The organism is Puia sp., assembly GCF_035546395.1.
Lineage (GTDB): Bacteria > Bacteroidota > Bacteroidia > Chitinophagales > Chitinophagaceae > Puia.
On the sequence record NZ_DASZXR010000019.1, the window covers coordinates 483,370 to 503,441 of the forward strand.

Consider the following 20,072-nt stretch of genomic DNA (forward strand, 5'->3'; position numbering starts at 1 on the left):
GCGGTCTTAAATGAGTCTGAGGTTCGCTAATTCAATAGCAAAATAAACAGCCCCTCCAAAGGGGCTTTTATTTTTCGCGGCTACGGGGTTATCGGAAATATCCCTTCGCCGCGAAAACGGCTAATGATGGGCCTTCGGCCAAAAGGCCTGTGGCCCTTTTTGTTTTATCTTTACCCCCATATCATTATGCTCCCCTATTTTTTCGACTCCTCGGCCGGTTCCGCCGGCGATGAACTGGTTCTCGATGAAGACAATTCCCGCCACATCGTCCAGGTGCTGCGGATGAAGCCGGGGGAAAAGCTCCGCCTCACCGACGGAAAAGGCGCCCTCCTCACCGCGGCGATCCTGGACGATCATAAGAAGAAATGCCGGGTCCGGATCGATTCTATCGAACATACCCCACCACGGGAAAAGAACGTCACCATCGCAATATCGCCGCTGAAAAATGCTTCGAGGCTGGAGTGGTTCCTCGAAAAGGCCACGGAGATCGGCGTGACCGGCATCGTTCCCCTTCTATCCGATCGGACCGAACGCCAGCACACCCGGCCCGACCGCTGGCAGAATATCCTCGTCAGCGCCCTTCTCCAATCCCAACAGACCTGGCTACCCGATCTGCCGGAACCCGTTTCTTTCCCCTCCCTTATCGCCTCGGCAAGCGCGCAGCAGCGCCTGATCGCCCATTGCCTCGAAGCGCCCCGGCCAACCCAAAGCCTTGCAGAACTCGTGCGGACGCAGCCGGCGACATCCACATTGATCCTCATCGGACCGGAAGGGGATTTCTCTCAAAAAGAAGTGGAATTAGCACTTGCCGAAGGATTTATACCGGTAACCCTGGGAACCAACAGGCTGCGGACTGAAACCGCCGGAGTAGTGGCGGCCACCTTGCTTTGCATCGGCTGATAGCCTGCGGTACTCATCTAGTGCCAGGCGGCAACAGACTGCATGACCAGTCTGTTGGCCGTCTGGGCTTACTAAATTGTATATAGCGCCGTAAATGTAGGACTATTTTTGATATTTCCACATCCTCGACTTCCCTTCCAACAGCCATTCCACGGTGGTGGCTATGCGCTTCTCCCGTGTGGCGTCCGTTTTCGCCTCCGTGATCCACTCGATATATTCCCGGCGATGGGAAGGGGAGAAGCCCTCGAATGTGGCCTGCGCCTTCTTATTCTTCTTTAGGGCCGCCGCCAGTTCCGGCGGCACCGGCAGCTCCGGCTTCGGCGCCTTTTTTGCGACCGGCTTCCTGACCCCCTTCTCGATAAGCGCGGCCGCCTCCTTGATGTACGCGGTCATGGCCTTGTCGGCGGGGAGGTCCTTAAGGGTAGTGATCCGGTCGAAATTTCCCATAGCACCCCGTTCTTTCACCTGCAGCTTGTCGTTCGCATCCTTCATCTGCGACGCATTCCAGAATCCAAAGCTGCAATGGGCCTTGAAGGCGGCCATATTGCAAAGCGGTTTAGCGTTGTATTCGAAGAAGGGCATCCCCCACTTTATCGTTTCGGTCGCGTCCGGGCAGGCTTTGTGCACCAGCTCGCGTAAATGGCTCAGGATGGGTTTGGCGAAATCGGCTGATTTCGCGATATAGGCATCGATGCGCTTGTCGGTGGCGGGCATAAAGGAGTTATTTCCTCCTAATATATCTTATTTCCCGGACTTTTTCGATTGCGCCTTCTTACGGGCCCGCGTATTCAGCAGCTCGACCCCAAAAGCAAAGACCATCGAAAAATAGATGTATCCCTTGTCGATATGGGAGTGGTGGATAGGCTCCAGTCCTTCGAACAGCAGGCTGAAGCCCACCATGATCAAAAAAGACAACGCCAGTATCTTCAGCGTAGGGCGGCGGTTGATGAAATTGGCGATGGTCTGGGAGAAAAAGAACATGATGATCATCGCCAGGATCACCGCCGTGATCATCACGATCACCTGCTGCGCCAGCCCTACGGCCGTGATGACGCTATCAAAGGAGAACACCGTATCCACAAGGATCAGCTGGGTCATGATCGCGCCAAAGCTCTGCCCCGCGCCTTCTTTGACCGCAGCCTCTTCATGACCGCCCTCCAGCTTCTCATGGATCTCCTGCACGGTCTTGAACAGCAGGAAAAGACCGCCGGCGATCAGGATCAGGTGCCGGATGCTGAAACCCCAATGCCCGATGGAAAACAGCACTTTGTTCCCATTGGTCACCAGCCAGCCCAGGCCCAGCAGGAGTCCGCTCCGCACAAGGATACCGGCGATCATCCAGATCCGTCGCGCGGCCAGGTGCCGGTTGGCCGGCAGCCGGCCGATCAGAATAGATACGAAGATCACATTGTCAATGCCCAGTACAATTTCCAGCAGGCATAGGGTGAAAAGACTGATCAGCGAGTCGAAACTGAATAGAGCATGCATTCAAGGTCGGTTATGAGGCCACGAAAATAGGGATTTGAAACGAATGTGATGCAAAGTTGCGCTTCTGCACGACCGCGAACTCATACTCAGGCGCTATTCGTGTTTTATTTTCTTTGATAAAGAGTAACCCCTATTTTTCTTTTACGCGTTTCTTGTTTACTTCATGCGTCATTTTAATCCTGCCTGTTTCGATTTTCCCTAACCATTAATCACTATCGCTATTATGAGAGATACCCCTCTGGGGACAGGATTCCCGTGCCCAACAGCCCGACTGTAACGATAACCGCCTTTGTTCACAACGGAACGGTCGTAGGTGGTGATATTTGGGGTGGCATTTCAAATAGGTTGCTTCAGGGGAATGTTCAGAATATTTTATCGCTTCAAAAGTAAGTCTATGGATTTCGAGCAAAAATTGAACGGATTTCTCAACCTGCCTAGGTCTCAGTCGACCGATGAAACAGTTATAAACGAAATGCATCGATGGTTAACGAAATAGGTAGAGCTTCATCCGAACGATATTATTGCTTTTCAAAAATTGTTTCTTTTCAGCTTTTATTTTGAGCACGATATCGATTTGGCTTTGAAGTCTTTTCGTTTGGGCATATTTACAACCCCCGGCAAATCCTATTCACAATAAACGGCCCCTCATAAATAAAACCCGTCCACACCTGCACCAGCACCGCCCCGGCCATTAGCTTCTCCCGCGCATCCGCCGCCGTAAAAATACCCCCCGAAGCAATCACCGGAATCCGCCCGCCGGACCGTTCGGCCACATACTGTAACACCTCCGTCGCCCGCTCGCGCAGCGGCGCGCCGCTGAGTCCGCCGGCGCCAATGGCCTCCAGCCGGTCGGCCGGCGTCAGCAACCCTTCGCGGTTGACGGTGGTATTGGTAGCCACCAGCCCGTCCAGCCCGATCTCCAGCGCCAGCGCAACCACATCGTCCAGCTGCGCGTCATTCAGGTCCGGGGCGATCTTCAACAGCAAGGGCCGCCGCGGCGCGCCAGCCGCAACCAACTCCGCCCTTACCCCCTGCAGCTGCGTCAGGATTCGCCTCAGCGCCTCTTTTTCCTGCAAGGCCCGAAGCCCGGGAGTATTCGGCGAGCTCACATTCACCACGAAATAATCGACATAGTCATATAATGCGCGAAAACAGATGTCATAATCCTTCCAGGCCTCCTCATTCGGCGTCACCTTATTCTTCCCGATATTGCCGCCGATGATCAACCTCGCACCCGTCCTGCCGGCGCCACCGGAGGCGCTACGCCAGGCGCGAAGCCGCCCGGCAATCACCTCCACCCCCTCATTATTAAAACCCATCCTGTTGATCAACGCCTGGTCCTGCGGCAACCGGAACAACCTGGGCTTTTCATTGCCCGCCTGAGGCTTCGGCGTCACCGTCCCGATCTCCACAAAACCAAACCCCAACGCCTCCAACTCCCGCAGGTAGAGTGCATTTTTGTCAAAGCCCGCCCCCAGGCCGACCGGGTTGCAGAAGGGTAGACCCCAAACCGTTCTCGCCAGGACGCCGGTCTCCACAGCCGCCACACTACCCCCGACGGGTGCCGCCCCCACCCCCTCCGGCCGGCAACTCCACGCCACCAACCTCCGCATCACCCCCCAACTACACAATACCTTGAGCGCTTTCATCGAAAAATGATGGACCCCCTCCGCAGGAAAAAAGAACAACAATGTGCGCAGCATCTTATACATGCCCGCGAAGATACGCATCCGCAAAAATTTCTTATCTTTGAACAAGAAAGTTGCATAAACAACTAAACCAGCGGCCCGGCCAGCCGGCAAATGCCAGAAAGCTACCCGGAAAAGCCAGCAACAACCGGCCGCAAAAAAATCCATCGTATGCAGGACGCCTATATCGTCGCCGGCTACCGTACCGCAGTCGGCAAATCGAAAAGAGGGAAATTCCGCTTCTATCGCCCCGATGACCTCGCCATCGACGTCATCAAAGGCCTCCTGGCCTCCGTACCGGCCCTCGATCCCAAACGCGTCGACGACGTTATCGTCGGCAACGCCGTCCCCGAGGCGGAACAGGGACTCCAGGTGGGCCGCATCATCGCCGCCCGCGCCGTAGGGATCCACGCCCCGGGCGTCACCGTCAACCGCTACTGCGCCAGCGGCCTCGAGACCATCGCCATGGCCACCGCCAAGATCCGCTCCGGCATGGCCGACTGCATCATCGCTGGCGGCACCGAAAGCATGACCATGGTCCCACAGGCCGGTTGGAAAACGGTACCCGCCTATTCCATCGCCTCCGAAGAACCCGACTATTACCTGAATATGGGCCTCACTGCAGAAGCCGTCGCAAAGGAATTCAAGGTCAGCCGGGAAGACCAGGATAAATTCTCTTATGAATCCCATCAAAAAGCAATAAACGCCATCGAAAAGGGCTACTTCAAACCCGGCATTCTCCCGATGACGGTCGAAGAAATATACGTCGACGAAAAAGGCAAACGCCAGAAACGCAGCTTCACCGTCGACACCGACGAAGGCCCCCGCGCAGACACCTCCCTGGACGCGCTGGCAAAGTTGAAGCCCGTCTTCGCCGCCGGCGGCTGTATTACTGCCGGCAACTCCTCGCAGACCAGCGACGGCGCAGCATTCGTCGTCGTAATGGGAGAAAAGATGATGACCGAACTGGGCCTGAAACCCCTTGCCCGGCTGGTCGCCTGCGCCAGCGCCGGCGTACATCCCCGCATCATGGGCATCGGACCGGTCGAAGCCGTACCTAAAGTACTTCGCCAGGCCGGAATGTCTCTCAGCAAGATCGACCTGGTCGAACTGAATGAAGCATTCGCGTCCCAATCGATTGCAGTCATCAGGGAATTGGGTATCGACCCGAAAATTGTCAACATCAACGGCGGAGCCATCGCCCTCGGTCATCCGCTGGGCTGCACGGGGTGCAAGCTCACGGTCCAGCTCATCTATGAAATGAAAAGACTAAACAAGAAATACGGTATTGTGACGGCTTGCGTCGGGGGTGGCCAGGGGATTGCAGGTATTATAGAAAATCTTAATTAATAGCCGGGTAACGACAAAAAACCCGACAAAAACCGATCGAATCCGGGTTAAAACACCGATTTAGGGGTCGTAAACCCACTCATTTTTTGGAAAGCCTTCGAACAGAAGGCTTTTTAATTTACTCATATCATAAATAGTTTTAACTTGCTTTGTAGTTGAAATACTTACGGAATCTACTAAAATACAATGATTCGAGTTTTTATTACCGATGATCATGAAATCTACCTGGAAGGATTAGCCCTGTTATTGGGTAAGCAAGAAGGCATCGAAGTGATTGGCACCGCAACATCGGGTAAAGAACTCCTTGATCAGGTACGCGATCTGCAGGCTGACGTCCTTTTGCTGGACGTGTATTTACCCGACCTGGGAGAAGAAGAGATCCTTCAGCAGATAAGGGCTTCCCGGCCTGAGCTTCGGATCATCTATCTCACCCTGCTCCGCGGCACGCGTTATATCCACAAACTGTCGAAATACAATATCCAGGGCTATGTGCTCAAGAACGCCTCCCTGGATGAACTGCTGCTGGCGATGAAGACCGTGCAGGACGGCGGGAGTTATTTCAGCAAAGACATCCACATCGGCGACCGCGATGAAGATTTTCGCAACACCATAACCATCGAAGACAAACAGATCGATGAGATCCTCTCCCGCCGGGAACTCGAGGTCCTTCGACTCATCTGCAAGGAATACAGCAACGCGGAGATCGCCGACAAGCTTTTCCTCAGCGTCAGCACGGTGGAGACCCATCGCAAGAACCTTATCGCCAAGCTGGGGGTCAACAATACCGTCGGCCTGGTAAAGTTCGCCCTCCGGAACAACCTGATCGACTAACGCTTACCCGCCTGATCGGCAGAAACGCCGGTCGTTGCACTACCACAGAAAGATAAGTATCTTGTCATCGAATGAATGATCTCATTACGTGAAGCTTCTATCCTTCCTGTTCCTGCTGTTAATCGGCCCGGCCCTGTCCGCACAGATTGATACTGCCGCACTCACCCGGACTTACTATCGCGCCGCTCACCTGAGCGATGCCGATTCGGTAAAATATTACGCCGACTCCATCAAAAATTGCTACCCCCATGGTGGCAACGACGATGTCAATATCATGGTTTTGCGGCTATATGGCTGGCACTATGAGAATAAAGGGGATTTCACGAATGCGCTCAACTACTACTACCGAGCATTGGACTCCGCCCGCAAACATGGTCTCGTAAGCCGCCAGACCGAACTACTGACCGATCTCGCCGCGGTCTATACTTCGGACATGAAGCAGCCTTATAAAGCAAAAGAGATCTACCAGGAATGCGTCCGCCTGAATACCCAGTTGGGCGATGCTCACTCCCTGATCGCCAACTATGCCAATCTCGGCGCCATCTATAACAATCTAAAACTCTATGACAGCGCCCTTTACTTTTTAAAGGAAGGTCTTCGCATCGGTAAGCCGCTCGAAGAGCAGGGCAAGGAAAATCTCTTCGAGATATATAATAACCTGGGTAACAGCTACTACTTCCTGAAGCAATACGATGAGTCCATCGTCTGGTTCCGCACCAATTACGAAAACGATCTGAAAAACCGGGGCCCCGACCGGCTGGTCAATCTCTGGTTCGATGCACTGAACATGGCCGATTCCTACACACAAAAGGCCAGCTTCGACTCCGCCGCCAAGTATGCGGAACTATCTCTGCAACTCGCCCGCCAGCAGGAATCCCGCAGTAAACAGTCCGACAGCTACCAGATCCTCGCCGCCCTCGCTCAACGCCGCGGGGATTACAAGAAGGCCTGGGAATATCAACGCAGCTGGTACACGCTCGACACCGCCCTGGTGAATGCCGAGACCTATAAATCCATCGCCGAGCTGGAACAGAAATACGAAGCCCGCAAAAAGGAGAACGAGAAGCTGCTTCTGAAGGCCGACCTCGATCAGCAGAAATTTCACAATCAGATCATGACTATCCTGGCCGGCTTCCTGCTGATGATCGCCATCGCGGCTGCAATCCTGTTCGTCGTCAAACGCCGGGCGAACAGGCAGTTGAAGGCAACCAACGAGCTGATCGTCCGTCAGAACGAGCGCCTCTCGGAGCTCAACCATGAAAAGAATTCGCTCATCAGCATCGTTTCACACGACCTCAGTACGCCTTTTGCAAGTATCAGCATGTGGCAGCAGCTGCTGCAGAACGAGCAGGATAACCTCAGCGTCAGCCAGAAAAAAGCGCTTGACCGCATTGGGCAGGCGACAAAATATGGCGAGAACCTGATCCGGCACATCCTCGACGTCGAGAAGGCGCAGACCAACCAGCATAAGATGCAGCTGGAGAACGTCGACCTGCGCATCTTCGCGGAGAACATCGTCGATGAGTTCGGAGCGGCAGCCGCAAAAAAAGAGATCGGCTTGCACCTCGACTGCCCCGACCGTGCCGTTTATTTTCTCAGCGACCGGCGGCTGTTGGGACGGATGCTCGACAACCTCCTGTCTAACGCCATCAAGTACACTTCCAGGGGAAGGAACGTATTCCTTAGCGTCAGCGAAGAAAAAGACGCAGTCAGCATCAAGGTGCGGGACGAAGGGGTCGGTATCCAGCCGGAGGAACTACCCCACCTCTTCTCAAAGTACAGTAAGATATCCTCCCGGCCCACCGGCGGAGAATCGTCCACCGGCCTCGGGCTGGCCATCGTAAAGCGCATCTGCGAGGAGCTGAACGGTCAGATATCCTGCGAAAGCGCGCCTGGAATAGGCTCCGTTTTTACCGTGGTCTTGAAAAAATAACGTCTGTATAGCAAGTTCCGCCGTAAACGTCTACCTCATGGGGAATAACGTCTTCGACGTCGCCTGCTATGATCACCGGATTTTCCCCTCGATGTCAGCCTCAAGTGAGATAAGAAGGACGCCGATTGATAATAATAGGATGAATTGTTCGTTAGTATAAGTACTAACCCAATCACATAGCCCGAAAGCCATCCTCAATTCAATAAGGATGGCTTTCACTTTTGAGGCGACTCCTCCTCATCTTTCATATAATAGCTTCCCGTCTCGTAGTCGAACTCTTTCCCCTGTGTATTCCGGTAATTGGGATCGTAATGCACGAAGAAATACAGGTACACCACCCGGCTCAACCGCATCAGCCAGGGCTGAAGGATGACCAGGAAGATGGCGTTGAGCCCCAACCAGTAAAAGAAGCGGGAGTCTTCCGTGGAGATGCCGATCAATACCCACCACGCGATAAAACTGGCCACCGACAAAGCAAAGGACAGCGCGTAGCTCACATAGCCCGTACCATACCAGAAACCCACCTCCAATTCAAATCGCTGGCCACATTCGGGACATTTCGGCGGCATTTTGAGGGTCTCTTTCAACTTCCACGGGTTCGGCTGGCTGAACATAGGGCCCCGGCGGCAACGCGGGCATTTCAGGGTGAGAAGGCTCCAGAGATAATTGGGTTTTTCCAACGTAGGCATAGGCAAAGGTACCGACTTTCGCGGCAACCCGCGGCATATGCCTCGCGGGGCCTAAACGGTCCACGTCGTCAATCCATGACCCGTGAACTGGTAGGGCTGACAATGACCGCCAAGCCCGGCCAGGACTTCCATTACCCGGTACTTCGCGATGCCCGGACAATAAAAGGTCATGAATCCGCCGCCGCCTGCACCCGAGATCTTCCCGCCGGTGGCGCCCGCGCTCCGGGCCCGCTCATAGATCTCGTCGATAAGCGCATTCGAAATGCCCTCGGCCATTTTTTGCTTTTGACGGAAACCAAAATCCAGGATCTCACCGATCTCATGGATCCTCCCCATCAACAGCGCTTCCTTCATCAGCTGCGCCTGGTGCTTCAGCTGATGCATGGCTTCAATGGACTTCTCTTTCTTATCGGTGACGTTGCGGCTCTGGACCTCGATGATCCGCGCCGACTCGCGGCTGGTGGCGGTATAATAAAGCACGAGATTGTTCTCCAGCTCGAAGAGGTATTGTTGCTTTACCCGAAGCGGGTTGACAATGACCTTGTCATCCCTGTAGAATTCCATGTAATTCACCCCGCCGAATGTCGCCGCATACTGGTCCTGCCTGCCGCCGGCCATTTTCAGGTCCTGCCGCTCGATATCGTAGGCCAGGTGGGCCATATCGTATTCACCAAGAGGAAGTCGCAACATCTCGGCAAATGCTCCGATGATGGCTACCACCAGCGTGGAAGAGGTGCCCAGACCCGAACCCGCAGGCGCATCCACGAAGGTGGACAACCGAAACCCTCCTCCCCGCCAGCCATAGTCCTTCCGGATGCGGTTATACACCCCCTTCAGCAGATCGAGCTTGCCATCGATCGGCAACGACCCGAGGTCAGTCCCATCCTCCCATCGCTGCTCCTCCTTGCGATCCATCCCCTGCAGGACGATGGTCTTGCCTTCCAGCGGTTCGATCGTCGCATGAGCATAGAGGGAAAGGGTCGCATTGAGGATCGCCCCTCCATACAGATCGCAATAGGGGCTCACATCCGTTCCGCCTCCCGCCAATCCGATCCGCAACGGCGCTTTGCTTCGATATATCATAGTAAATGGTTGATCTCGTTTTGTATCCGCCGGTAATCCTGCGGGATGCCGATATCGATAAAATAATGATCCTGCCGGATCCCAAAGATCCGCCGCTTTTCCAGCACCTTCTCGAGATAGTCTTTCTCGAAGGAGAACTTTACCGGCAGATCCTCCCGCATAAAACGGTTGCGATCCAGGGCATACACGCCGCCATTGATCAGCCCTTCTGGATAATATTGCTTCTCCCGGAAAAGCCGCACCCGCTGATCGTCGTCAAGCTCGACGACGCCAAACCGGTCGAAGTCTTTCATATACTTAAGACAGAGACTGCAGTCGGCATTTTTTTCCCGATGAAAGGCCGAAAGCGCGTCGAGCTCCACATCATAAAAAGTGTCCCCGTTGAGGATCAATACTGTCTCTTCCATGGCAAGCAAGCAGGCTTGCCGGATCGCTCCGCCGGTTCCCAGCGGCTCCTCCTCAAGCGATATGGTGTAACCGCCATCTGGGAATTGGTTCCGCAAGAATTCCTCAAAAGCATCGTGTTTGTAACCCAGCGCAAAGATGAAGCGCTGAATGCCCATCCGCCGGAAGTGATCGGTAAGATAAGCGATAAAAGGCCGGTCACCCACCGGCGCCATGCATTTGGGCAGATCGGGTACCGCCGAACGTAACCGGGTGCCTAGGCCGCCGGCCAGGATGATGGCTTCCCGGATCATCATGCACCAAAATATTTGGCTTCCACCAACTGGCAGATGATATGCCCCAGCAGCATATGCCCCTCCTGGATGCGCGGAGTGTTCCGCGAGGGGATATCGATCAGGTAATCACACAGCTCTTTCATCTTTCCGCCGCCTTCTCCCGTCATCCCGATCGTCGTGATCCCCTTCTCCTTCGCGGTCTCCAGGGCTTTGATGATATTGACCGAATTGCCGGAGGTGGACATGCCGACAAGGATATCCCGTGGTTTGCCGATGCCCTTGATCAGCCGTGAATAGATAAGATCATAGCTGAAGTCGTTGGCCACCGCAGTCAGATAGGAAGTGTTGCAATGCAAAGCTTCCGATGGCAGAGCATCCCGGTTGATATAGAAACGACCCGAGAATTCGGCAGCCAGGTGTTGCGCATCGGCGGCGCTGCCCCCGTTGCCGCAGAAGTATAAGTGTTTCCCCTCGCGGAACCGGTCGACGATCAGGGAGACGATACCGCCCACGATCCCGATGAGGCGCTCATCCTGCAACACCTTGGTTTTTACTGCAAGTGACTCGCTGATGATCTCTTTTATCTTTTCATTCATGGCTGCAAATATAAGGAGAGCCGGTGTCTTTACCTTCCCATCTTTCTGAGCAAAGACTGCCAGCCGCCGCCATTGACCACCCGGGAAATACCTACCCCCCGGAGGATCTCGGCGGCTTCCCAGCAATGGCTGCCCGTGGCGCAGCAGAGGATCACCGGCTTCTTCAAATCCCTGATCCGGTCGATGTCGGCCTTGATCCGGTCGATGGGAATGTTCAGGCTGCGCGGAACATGGCCCTGATCGTACTCATATGCGGTACGCAGATCGATCACAATCGCCCCGTCCAGCAGAGCCTGCCGGATAATACTGCTTCCGCCGAAAATATTGGATAGCCAGTTCATTGTTATAGGGATGCTTTAGGGTGAAAGGTCCGGGATGATCAGGCCGAAGCCCGGGCAGCCGGCGGGATGAGATCGGCATATTTCCGCTCCCCGATCTGCTGCCGCCACATGGCGTAGTATAGTCCTTTTTCAGCCAGCAGCGCATCATGCGTACCCATCTCCGCGACAACCCCTTTTTCCAGCACATAGATCCGGTCCGCGTGCATTATCGTCGACAGCCGGTGAGCGATCAGGATCGTGATCTGCTCGCCGTCGGCAGAGATCTCGCGGATCGTCCGGGTAATATCCTCCTCCGTCAGCGAATCCAGAGCCGAGGTCGCCTCGTCGAATATCAGCAGCGTCGGCCTGCGCAACAAAGCCCTGGCAATGGATAGCCGCTGTTTTTCACCTCCCGATAATTTCAGCCCCCCTTCTCCGATCATCGTGTCGATACCCTTTTCGGCCCGCGCGATGATGCTCATGCAGGAAGCTTTTCTCAACGCCTCATTCAAATCGGGCTCGCTTGCTCCCGGATTTACGAACAAAAGGTTTTCGCGGATCGTACCGGCGAACAGCTGCGTGTCCTGCGTCACAAATCCGATCTGGCGGCGCAGATCGTCGAAATTGATGGAGTTCTCATCCAGCCCATTGTAGAGGATGCTGCCTTCCTGCGGGCGGTAAAGCCCCACCAGCAGCTTCATCAACGTCGTCTTGCCGCTGCCCGAAGGGCCCACGAAGGCGATGGTCTCGCCCCGCTCCGCCGTGAAGCTGATATGATCGATGGCATTATGTTGCGCCGTCTGGTGCTTGAACAATACTTCCTGAAATGCCAGCCGCTGCACGGGACCCAGCGGGCTCGGAAGTGCAGGCGGCATCTCCGGCGTCTTCTTCATCAGCTTGTCGAAATTGATCAGGGACGCTTCGGCTTCGCGATAGGACAGGATGATATTTCCCAGCTCCTGCAAAGGGCCGAAGATAAAGAAGGAGTAGAACAGCATCGTCGTTACTTCACCTGCCGTCAGCCGTTGCCGGAAGACCAGCCAGAGCAGCAGGAACATGATACACTGGCGGAGGAAGTTGACGAACGTGCCTTGCACAAAGCTCAGCGCCCGGATGCTCTTGACCTTTCGAAGCTCGAGACCGAGTATCTTGAACGTGTTCTTGTTCAGCCGTTCTACCTCCTGGTCCTTCAGACCCAGGCTCTTCACCAGCTCGATATTCCGCAATGATTCCGTCGTACTGCCCGCCAGGGAGTTCGTCTCGGCGACAATGGTCTTCTGGATCCGCTTGATCTTCCGGCTGAGCAGACTGGTTAGCACGGACAGCAGGATCATCCCCAGTACATAGATGGGCATGATCGACCAGTGCAGCGAAAATGAATAAATGGCTACGAAGATGACCCCCACCAAAATACCAAAGAGGACGTTGATAAATGAGATGATGAATTTTTCCGTATCGGTTCGCACCTTGGTCAGCACCGACAGGGTCTCGCCACTCCGCTGATCCTCGAAATCACTGAAGGGAAGCCCCATGGAATGCCGTAACCCGTCGGTGAAGATGGTTGCTCCGAATTTCTGGACAATGATCTGCCCAAAATAATCCTGGAAGGCCTTCGCGATCCTCGAAACCATAGCGACACCGATCAGGATACCGAGAAACCCGATCACACTCCAGACAAACTCCGATTGGGTGCGGACGCCTGTCGCATGAAATACTTTATGCTTGTCGAAAAAGCCTTTTTCGAAGGGGTGATTCGCCAGCGTGTCGAGACCCAGCTTTCCAAAGAAATAGGGGTCCAGCATCGAGAAGCTCTGGTTTATGGCCGCCAGGAACAACGCCAACATTATCAGCCATTTATATGGCTTGAGATAAAATAGTAAAATTCTCATAGCGATGAAAACAGAAATAACAACGGACAAGTTCGATAAAACGTACAAAAAACGCCAAAATTACTGCCGCCCCCGTGGACTGTACAGCAGGATGAGCGGCATAAATGCAAAAGCAAAGACTCCGTGCTGAAGGGTAAGAAAGGACTGGGTCGTACAGATGGACAGAAGGGTCAGGACCGTGAAGGCGGCTTCCGCCGTCCGCCGCCGTTCCGCCAGCACGATCATCAGCCAGCAACAGTACAGGAAGATGGCCAGGCCGAGCAGGCCCGAACGTACCGTCGTCTCTATGTACTGGTTGTGAAAGTTATAATCCGTGAAGCCCCGTTGCCGGGTATGCGGGACGCCCATGAACAGCTTCGCCTGCCGGTACTTATCGTTCAGCAGGTCCTGGCTGTCACCGCCCGTAACGCCAAAAACCCAGGCATGATGCTCCCGAAGGATCTCATTGGCATATTTCCATTGCAGCAGCCGGATGGAAGCACCGTTGAACATCGTGTTGTTATCGAAGGTGCTCTGCCTGACTATGCTGATCTCACCCCGTTCCAGGTCAAGATACCGGTCGCGGATAGGATTATCCGAGACCACCAGCCACAAACAAAGCATCATGCCCAGCAGACCCATCAGCGCGATATTGACATATCGCTGCAGCCGGATATACCGCTGGAGAATAAAATTGGCCAACAGCAGGGCCGTTACCACCAGCAGCAGCTTGGACGACAGCAGCAGGATAAAGACAACAAAAAGGATCACCATCAGCACCTGCAACGACTGACGCAACCAGCGGGGAAATGGACCGGTCGCCAATGGATGATACAGCAGGTACAGTAGACCGAAGATCATATAAACGGTGAAGAAGACCGCATTCTGACCGATATAGCGGGTCAGCGAATGATAAAAAAAGACTGAGATATCCTTGTCCGGCATCCGGTGATAATGGTTCCAGGCCATCGTGAAGCAATAGAAGCAGGCCGCCAGCAGGATCACGCAGAAGCCGGTCATCAGCCGCCGGTAGTCCCCCCCGTCGGCAAACTTCCCTCCGCAGAGGACCAGGGCGATCGCCACCAGCGTGGCCTCTTTCTCGACAAGCCGGCTCCCGGCATCCCGGTTATGAGTAAACAGCAACCCGATAGTGTCCAGCACCACCAGAGCAAGGATGGCGAGAAAGAAGGGATTCCGGAAGGCTGCGCGGATCGCCTTTACCGGTCCGCCATCCACCATCCGACAAAGAACGAACAGGATGATACACCAGCTGTTCTCCTGGTATTGGGAGAACACCGTCGTCCCGATCACCGCAAGCGTGACCAGGAAATTAAATGGACGGTGCAGAAACGTGCGGGTCGCAGACTCTCCGCTGCTATCTCTCATATATTTCAGCCGAATTTTTGGATGATACAAAACAGGCTTTCAGGAATCGCTCATACCGGTCCGTTATCTTTTCCCATGTGAAGTCCTCCCTGATCTTTCGGAGATTGCGGGCTACCATGGTCCGTTTCGTTTCCGCTTCGACCACTCCATCCACCAGCTCGCACACCTCCACGGCATTCCCGAAATAGAAGGCATCCTCACCCAGGATCGCGCGGTTGAACATATTGTCGTGTGCAGCGATCAACGCCCGGCTCGCCATGGCTTCCAACAGCGAAGGATTCGTCCCCCCGACACTATGACCGTGAAAGTATAACGCCGAATAGACCTTTAGCGTATGTACTACTTTTGCATCATAGATAGCCCCCACGAACCGGATCCGCTCATCCCCCTCGAACTTCTTTACGAGGTATTGACCGAAGCGGTTGCTCGTGTTGCCGACAATGAGCAGCTTTTTGGAAGACGCGCTAGCATGGAACCCATTCAGCACGGTCTCAATATTATTCTCGGGTTCCATCCGCGCCATGAGCATATAATACCCGTCCGGCCTGATCCCAAAAGGCTCCAGCAGCCGCTCATCCTCGTAGTCAAAGACCTCGGCGCCATAGGCGATATATTCGCTGGGGATATCGTATTTGTCCTTCAGGTATTTTTGAATGGCCGGGGAATCCGCTATAAAGAAATCGCAGAACCGGACGGCCAGCCGTTCGGCATACTGCAGGAACCGCCGCACCGGCTTCGAATACTTGGTCCGCTTCCACTCCAGCCCATCCATATTGATGACGGTGACCGGCTTCCGGTCAAACCAGCGGCCCCAGACGCTGATGCTGGTATAACCCAACATCAGGATGACGTCGAATGAACGCCTGCGGGCGTCTCTTACACAGTTGAGATCATAGATGAACTGTCCCGCCGTCCCCATCTTCTCTTCCGGGTCATAACAATGGACAATATGTACGTTCTTCCACATCTTCTCCTGCCAGTCATGATCATGTGAATTATACACATAGACTTCATGGCCACGGTCCGCAAGCCCGATGGAAAGATATTCCGCCAGTTGCTCAAATCCGCCATACCGGTTGGGGATACCTCTTGTTCCAATGATCGCGATCTTCATTGAGTCAGGATTTCATAAAATTTACGGGCAGTACCCGGCCAACTGTAACGTTCACGGACGGCTTCGGCGATCCGGTTCAGCTCCGCGGCATCCGCAGGATGTTCCAGCATCTCCGCCAGCTTGTTCCGGAACTGATCATAGTTCGACGGATCGATGCTTGCGTCGCCAAAAAAAGTATAGTCGCTCATCGCAGTCGCATTCGAGCAAAGCACGGGTACCCTCGCCGCGGCAGCTTCCAGCGGCGGCAGCCCAAAGCCTTCGGCCCGCGAAGGATAGACAAAGAGCTCGGCAGCCCGAAAGATATCCTGCATATCCGCATCGGCGATCCCCGAACGCTGAATGACGAATGGCCGGGCTTCTTCCGGCATCTGTGCGATATACCCATCAAACTCCGGCGCCGCGATATCCTTATGGCCCAAAAGGACAAGCGAGTGCCCTTTCCGGTATAGCTCAAGGTCCAGGAAGGCCTTCAGCAGCAGGGCATGATTCTTTCTCGGCTCGATCCGGCTGACATAAAGAATATACTTACGCATCCCGAACCGGTCGGCAACGCTTTTCCTCACCGCATCCCGGTCATAAGGCCGAAAGAAAGGATCGATCACTCCCGAAGGGATCACCCGTACCTTCTCGGGGGGCAGATGGAAATGCTTTTCCAGCGCGTGCTTGGAATAGCGCGATACCGTCGTTACAAGGTCCGAGCGCCTCGCAGATACCCGGAAGAGGAAGCCTTTTACCACCCGGTACATAAAAGGGAAGTCCTGCGGAAAATCCTTGAAAAGGATATCATGGGTGGTCACGACGTGGCGGCAATTCTTGATAGGCGGGCATATGTATTGAAAATGAGCCCAGTGTATGCCGTGCCGGCGAATGATCCTGGGGATCTCATATAAGAGCCGGGACGCCGCCCGATGACTCCTGTAGGGTACATAATGTACCCTGCCGCTATCGTTTGGGAAATATTTCTTCAGGTTCTCTACGTCTACCGCCCCCAGGTACAGCTCCAGCTCCGGCATCGTGGCGAGCCTCGTATAAATACCCTGGATAAAGGGCCTGGTCCCCTGGAACTTTCCATCAAACACGTGGGCGTCGACAAACAACCGGAGGGGACTGACAGGTCTCATATTCAATTGAATAATGTCTTGAATCCGCAAATATAACTGATTTCCTTATTTTTGCGGATTGCCGCACGTCAATGCGCCCAAAATCATATATGTTTATAAAGGCCGAGTCCTATAAAAGAGGTATTGTTCTATCCACGGTTTTCAACATAGTCAATAAGGGGTTGGTCTTCTGCAATAGTCTTCTCATCGCATATTTTTTTGGGGCACAGTTAAAAATGGACATATACTTTTACGCGTATAACACCATCGTCATCCTTTCCACCTTTATTACCAGCCTCAACGCCTCCGTCCTGATCCCCGAGTCCATGCGTCTCCGGACGCAGGAGGGCGAAGAGAGCGCGATCCGTTTCCTCAATTTCTTCATGTACCTGTACATGGGTCTGACGGCGCTGATCTGCCTGGTCTTTCTGATGGATCCCGTAAAGACGTTCAATATGGTGTCCGGCTTCAACAAAGAAGCCCTGCAGCAACAGGCGCAGATACTAACCCTCTCGATCCCGCTGATCTTCCTGATGCCCGTGATCAACCTGCTAACGGATATCCTCACCTCCTATAAGTTCTTTACCGTCCCGATGATCGCGGGTATCGTGAACGGTCTTTTCTCGATCCTCTTTGTCGCGTTATTTCACAAGATGCTCGACGTGCTGAGCCTTCTCACCGGGCTCCTCCTGTCCTACAGCCTCAATTTCGTTCTGCTCGTGTCGCTGATGCGCCGGCGACTGAAATGGAATTTCCGGCCCCGTCTCTTCCGTGCCGGACGACGGGTCTGGCGCAATATCATCTTTGCCCAGGCGGGAAATATCACCAGCTCTCTCAGCTCCTATGCCCCGCTCTACCTGCTCAGCAGCTTTGGCAATGGGATCATCACCTCGCTCAATTTCGCCCAGCAGATATCAACGCTCCCGACAGCCCTCGTAACCAACCAGTTCTCGGCCGTGGCCGGCATCAAGTTCAACGAATCCTATTCCGCCCGCGACGACCGCGCGATCAACGAGACCTTCCGGTCCACGGCGGAATTCCTGCTGTTCATCCTGCTGCCGGTCTCCGGCATCTTTTTCTTTTTCTCACGGGATATCGTCTCCGTGCTGCTGGAACGGGGCGCATTCGGCCATACGGGCGTCGTCTATACCTCCGGGTTCCTGCAATACCTCGGACTGCTGTTGCCGATGATGGTGATCAACACACTCATCTCGCGCCTGTTCATGGCCAGCCATAAGATCATGGAGTCCTTCTGGTACCAGATCTGTTTTAATGTAATATTGATCGGTGTATTATACTTCACCGTTCACCGCTACGGCTTCATGGCCTACCCCATCACCCTGGCATCCGTACACGTTCTCAATGTGCTGGGCTGTCATCTCCTGGCGAAATGGTATTTTAAGATGATCGACTACGGCAGCGTTTCGAAACAGTTCTTTCTGCTGGCGATGATCAACGCGGCGATAGGGACCGGCGTCTACTACCTGATCCGGTACGCTCATTTTTCTTCCCCGATACTCAACCTGGCCGCCGGCGGTGCGCTGTATTGCGGACTGATCGCCGTCATCGGGCTCAGGTTTGGGCTCAACGATTACTTCAATTCTTTTATTCATAACTCCTGGAAAAAAGGAACAAGTCTTTATGGAAGAGTTAAAAACCGATGAAAAACTTTCTTCCCAGCTCTATTGGGATCAGGTGCTGGAAAAAGCCCAACTGCCAAGGGTGAATACACCTGCATCCTACCACTACAGCGTAACGATGTCCTATGTGGATGCGGAGATCCGCCGAAAGAAATATTCCACCTTTTTCGAGGTGGGCTGCGGCTCTTCCGGCTGGCTGCCCTACTTCGCGCACACCTACGGGCTTACCGTATCCGGCATCGATTATTCCGAGGTGGGTTGCCGCCTGGCAGAGGAGAACCTGCGCATTCTGAACATCCCCCATGACGAGATCATTTGTAAAGACCTTTTTGAAAAGAATTGCACCGGCGGCAGGACCTATGATATCGTCTTCAGCTACGGTGTGATCGAACACTTCGATCATCCCGAAGATATTATCCGCATCTTCTCCTCCTTTCTGAACCCCGGAGGATTGATGATCACCCTGGTCCCGAATCTCAACGGTCTTATGGGAAGGATGTCCCGGCGCTATATCCCGGATATCTATAAGATCCACAAAGTGATGACCCGTGAGCAGCTCCGGCAGTTCCACGAGGTGAACTCCCTGAAGACGTTGAAAGCCGGGTATGCCGGCACCTTTACCCTTGCTGTAATGCCGCTTGTGCACAGCAAACACTGGCTGCTACGGCAGGACACCCGGCTGGGCCGGACCGGAATGGCCCTGTTCTCCCTGATCGACAAGGTTTGTTCGAAGCTGTTCAGGCTGTTTCGGATCAACCTTCCTTCAAAGGCCTTTTCTCCCTATATCATCTGTGTCGCCGAAAAAGGGCAACCGTCATGAGCAAGGTCATCTGGAAGGCCAGGGTCTACAGCGGGAAGATCGTAAAGCTCTTTCTGCGCACCGTCTTCGGCTTCGACCGGTGGCATGTCTATACGCTCACGGAAAAACAATATGCAAAGGATATCATCGTTTGGTGTAACCGGCGGCAGCAGCGGAATGCGTTCGCGGAGATTGGCTGTGGCATGGGAGACATCGTGCGAAAGGTGCATTATCGTGTACGCGAAGGATATGACCTGGACGAACGGGTGCTGAAAGCGGCCCGGCTCCTGTCAGGGATACGTGGCCGGCGCCATGTGCGGTTCGCCACTTTTCATTTTCCCGAATCGCCGTTGCCCGGGCAGTATGATGTCCTGCTGATGGTCAATTGGATCCATCATGTTCCACCGGAGGTCTTAAAAGCAAAGATCAGGGAATATTTTTCGGACGCGCTTACCGCCGGCGGCTGTATCATCATCGATACCGTAGGCGATCCGGAATATAAATACAATCACGATATCGGATATCTCACCGAAGGCCTTGGCGCTACGGTAAGTGACCTGGGGACCTATGAGCGGGATCGCCGGATATGGATCATAAACAGATAAAA

At 54.1% G+C, this 20,072-nt stretch carries 19 protein-coding genes; 7 read left to right on the forward strand and 12 right to left on the reverse strand.

Going from position 1 to position 20,072, the window contains the following annotated elements; genetic code table 11:
• Positions 1–186: 186 nt before the first annotated feature.
• Positions 187–900: an RsmE family RNA methyltransferase gene (locus VHE34_RS28415; RefSeq protein ID WP_325594421.1), complete on the forward strand. Its 714-nt coding sequence runs from the start codon at positions 187–189 to the stop codon at positions 898–900.
• A 102-nt stretch (positions 901–1,002) separates the two neighbouring features.
• Here VHE34_RS28415 and VHE34_RS28420 read toward each other — a convergent pair whose 3' ends face one another.
• From VHE34_RS28420 to VHE34_RS28430, 3 genes are all read right to left on the reverse strand, one after another.
• The gene (locus VHE34_RS28420) at positions 1,003–1,614 is read right to left on the reverse strand and encodes a YdeI/OmpD-associated family protein (RefSeq protein ID WP_325594423.1); all 612 of its coding nucleotides are present in this window, start codon (positions 1,612–1,614) and stop codon (positions 1,003–1,005) included.
• A 27-nt stretch (positions 1,615–1,641) separates the two neighbouring features.
• On the reverse strand, positions 1,642–2,388 hold the full coding sequence (locus VHE34_RS28425) for a TerC family protein (protein WP_325594425.1): 747 nt from the start codon (positions 2,386–2,388) through the stop codon (positions 1,642–1,644).
• Between the two features lie 605 nt (positions 2,389–2,993).
• Positions 2,994–4,118 (reverse strand): quinone-dependent dihydroorotate dehydrogenase, encoded by a 1,125-nt coding sequence (locus tag VHE34_RS28430; RefSeq protein WP_325594427.1) that lies wholly within the window; start codon positions 4,116–4,118, stop codon positions 2,994–2,996.
• Between the two features lie 129 nt (positions 4,119–4,247).
• Here VHE34_RS28430 and VHE34_RS28435 point away from each other — a divergent pair, with 129 nt between their 5' ends.
• The 3 genes from VHE34_RS28435 to VHE34_RS28445 all read left to right on the forward strand — a co-directional run bounded on the left by VHE34_RS28435 (position 4,248) and on the right by VHE34_RS28445 (position 8,190).
• Positions 4,248–5,426, forward strand: coding sequence for an acetyl-CoA C-acyltransferase (locus VHE34_RS28435; RefSeq protein WP_325594429.1), 1,179 nt, complete (start codon positions 4,248–4,250; stop codon positions 5,424–5,426).
• Between the two features lie 186 nt (positions 5,427–5,612).
• Positions 5,613–6,257 carry a response regulator transcription factor gene (locus VHE34_RS28440; RefSeq protein WP_325594431.1) on the forward strand — a complete coding sequence of 215 codons (645 nt, stop codon included), beginning with the start codon at positions 5,613–5,615 and terminating at the stop codon, positions 6,255–6,257.
• 88 nt (positions 6,258–6,345) lie between these two features.
• Entirely contained in the window at positions 6,346–8,190 is a 1,845-nt protein-coding gene (locus VHE34_RS28445; RefSeq protein WP_325594433.1) for a tetratricopeptide repeat-containing sensor histidine kinase, read from the forward strand.
• Positions 8,191–8,405: 215 nt separating this feature from the next.
• On the opposite strand, the gene VHE34_RS28450 is transcribed toward VHE34_RS28445, so the two are convergent.
• Genes VHE34_RS28450 through VHE34_RS28490 form a run of 9 tightly spaced genes read right to left on the reverse strand, consistent with a single transcriptional unit; the run spans position 8,406 to position 17,047 of the window.
• Positions 8,406–8,879, reverse strand: a complete 474-nt coding sequence (locus VHE34_RS28450) for a DUF983 domain-containing protein (protein ID WP_325594435.1) — start codon at positions 8,877–8,879, stop codon at positions 8,406–8,408.
• Positions 8,880–8,930: 51 nt separating this feature from the next.
• The gene (locus tag VHE34_RS28455) at positions 8,931–9,962 is read right to left on the reverse strand and encodes a dehydrogenase (protein ID WP_325594438.1); all 1,032 of its coding nucleotides are present in this window, start codon (positions 9,960–9,962) and stop codon (positions 8,931–8,933) included.
• Positions 9,959–10,663, reverse strand: a complete 705-nt coding sequence (locus tag VHE34_RS28460; RefSeq protein ID WP_325594440.1) for a nucleotidyltransferase family protein — start codon at positions 10,661–10,663, stop codon at positions 9,959–9,961. The genes VHE34_RS28455 and VHE34_RS28460 overlap by 4 nt, the downstream gene beginning before the upstream one ends.
• Positions 10,660–11,238, reverse strand: a complete 579-nt coding sequence (locus tag VHE34_RS28465) for a D-sedoheptulose 7-phosphate isomerase (protein WP_325594442.1) — start codon at positions 11,236–11,238, stop codon at positions 10,660–10,662. The genes VHE34_RS28460 and VHE34_RS28465 overlap by 4 nt, the downstream gene beginning before the upstream one ends.
• Positions 11,239–11,267: 29 nt before the next feature.
• A complete protein-coding gene (locus tag VHE34_RS28470) occupies positions 11,268–11,579 on the reverse strand; it encodes a rhodanese-like domain-containing protein (protein ID WP_325594444.1) in 312 nt (103 codons plus the stop codon).
• Between the two features lie 38 nt (positions 11,580–11,617).
• Positions 11,618–13,447: an ABC transporter ATP-binding protein gene (locus tag VHE34_RS28475; protein ID WP_325594446.1), complete on the reverse strand. Its 1,830-nt coding sequence runs from the start codon at positions 13,445–13,447 to the stop codon at positions 11,618–11,620.
• 60 nt (positions 13,448–13,507) lie between these two features.
• On the reverse strand, positions 13,508–14,812 hold the full coding sequence (locus VHE34_RS28480; RefSeq protein WP_325594448.1) for an O-antigen ligase family protein: 1,305 nt from the start codon (positions 14,810–14,812) through the stop codon (positions 13,508–13,510).
• Entirely contained in the window at positions 14,802–15,926 is a 1,125-nt protein-coding gene (locus VHE34_RS28485) for a DUF1972 domain-containing protein (protein WP_325594450.1), read from the reverse strand. The genes VHE34_RS28480 and VHE34_RS28485 overlap by 11 nt, the downstream gene beginning before the upstream one ends.
• Positions 15,923–17,047, reverse strand: coding sequence for a glycosyltransferase family 1 protein (locus VHE34_RS28490; RefSeq protein ID WP_325594452.1), 1,125 nt, complete (start codon positions 17,045–17,047; stop codon positions 15,923–15,925). The genes VHE34_RS28485 and VHE34_RS28490 overlap by 4 nt, the downstream gene beginning before the upstream one ends.
• An 89-nt stretch (positions 17,048–17,136) precedes the next feature.
• On the opposite strand from VHE34_RS28490, the gene murJ reads away from it, so the two are divergent.
• Genes murJ through VHE34_RS28505 form a run of 3 tightly spaced genes read left to right on the forward strand, consistent with a single transcriptional unit; the run spans position 17,137 to position 20,070 of the window.
• Positions 17,137–18,690 carry a murein biosynthesis integral membrane protein MurJ gene (gene murJ / locus VHE34_RS28495; protein ID WP_325594453.1) on the forward strand — a complete coding sequence of 518 codons (1,554 nt, stop codon included), beginning with the start codon at positions 17,137–17,139 and terminating at the stop codon, positions 18,688–18,690.
• A complete protein-coding gene (locus VHE34_RS28500; protein WP_325594455.1) occupies positions 18,668–19,486 on the forward strand; it encodes a class I SAM-dependent methyltransferase in 819 nt (272 codons plus the stop codon). Before murJ ends, VHE34_RS28500 begins: the two co-directional genes overlap by 23 nt.
• Positions 19,483–20,070 (forward strand): class I SAM-dependent methyltransferase, encoded by a 588-nt coding sequence (locus VHE34_RS28505; RefSeq protein ID WP_325594457.1) that lies wholly within the window; start codon positions 19,483–19,485, stop codon positions 20,068–20,070. The genes VHE34_RS28500 and VHE34_RS28505 overlap by 4 nt, the downstream gene beginning before the upstream one ends.
• The last annotated feature ends 2 nt before the right edge of the window (positions 20,071–20,072 follow it).

Coding starts and splice junctions, on each gene's coding strand:
- VHE34_RS28430 (WP_325594427.1), bottom strand. CDS start 4,118: ATGCGTATCTTCGCGGGCATGTATAAGATGCTGCGCACATTGTTGTTC.
- VHE34_RS28470 (WP_325594444.1), bottom strand. CDS start 11,579: ATGAACTGGCTATCCAATATTTTCGGCGGAAGCAGTATTATCCGGCAG.
- VHE34_RS28420 (WP_325594423.1), bottom strand. CDS start 1,614: ATGCCCGCCACCGACAAGCGCATCGATGCCTATATCGCGAAATCAGCC.
- VHE34_RS28460 (WP_325594440.1), bottom strand. CDS start 10,663: ATGATGATCCGGGAAGCCATCATCCTGGCCGGCGGCCTAGGCACCCGG.
- VHE34_RS28465 (WP_325594442.1), bottom strand. CDS start 11,238: ATGAATGAAAAGATAAAAGAGATCATCAGCGAGTCACTTGCAGTAAAA.
- murJ (WP_325594453.1), top strand. CDS start 17,137: ATGTTTATAAAGGCCGAGTCCTATAAAAGAGGTATTGTTCTATCCACG.
- VHE34_RS28435 (WP_325594429.1), top strand. CDS start 4,248: ATGCAGGACGCCTATATCGTCGCCGGCTACCGTACCGCAGTCGGCAAA.
- VHE34_RS28500 (WP_325594455.1), top strand. CDS start 18,668: ATGGAAGAGTTAAAAACCGATGAAAAACTTTCTTCCCAGCTCTATTGG.
- VHE34_RS28480 (WP_325594448.1), bottom strand. CDS start 14,812: ATGAGAGATAGCAGCGGAGAGTCTGCGACCCGCACGTTTCTGCACCGT.
- VHE34_RS28415 (WP_325594421.1), top strand. CDS start 187: ATGCTCCCCTATTTTTTCGACTCCTCGGCCGGTTCCGCCGGCGATGAA.
- VHE34_RS28505 (WP_325594457.1), top strand. CDS start 19,483: ATGAGCAAGGTCATCTGGAAGGCCAGGGTCTACAGCGGGAAGATCGTA.
- VHE34_RS28425 (WP_325594425.1), bottom strand. CDS start 2,388: ATGCATGCTCTATTCAGTTTCGACTCGCTGATCAGTCTTTTCACCCTA.
- VHE34_RS28450 (WP_325594435.1), bottom strand. CDS start 8,879: ATGCCTACGTTGGAAAAACCCAATTATCTCTGGAGCCTTCTCACCCTG.
- VHE34_RS28475 (WP_325594446.1), bottom strand. CDS start 13,447: ATGAGAATTTTACTATTTTATCTCAAGCCATATAAATGGCTGATAATG.
- VHE34_RS28455 (WP_325594438.1), bottom strand. CDS start 9,962: ATGATATATCGAAGCAAAGCGCCGTTGCGGATCGGATTGGCGGGAGGC.
- VHE34_RS28490 (WP_325594452.1), bottom strand. CDS start 17,047: ATGAGACCTGTCAGTCCCCTCCGGTTGTTTGTCGACGCCCACGTGTTT.
- VHE34_RS28440 (WP_325594431.1), top strand. CDS start 5,613: ATGATTCGAGTTTTTATTACCGATGATCATGAAATCTACCTGGAAGGA.
- VHE34_RS28485 (WP_325594450.1), bottom strand. CDS start 15,926: ATGAAGATCGCGATCATTGGAACAAGAGGTATCCCCAACCGGTATGGC.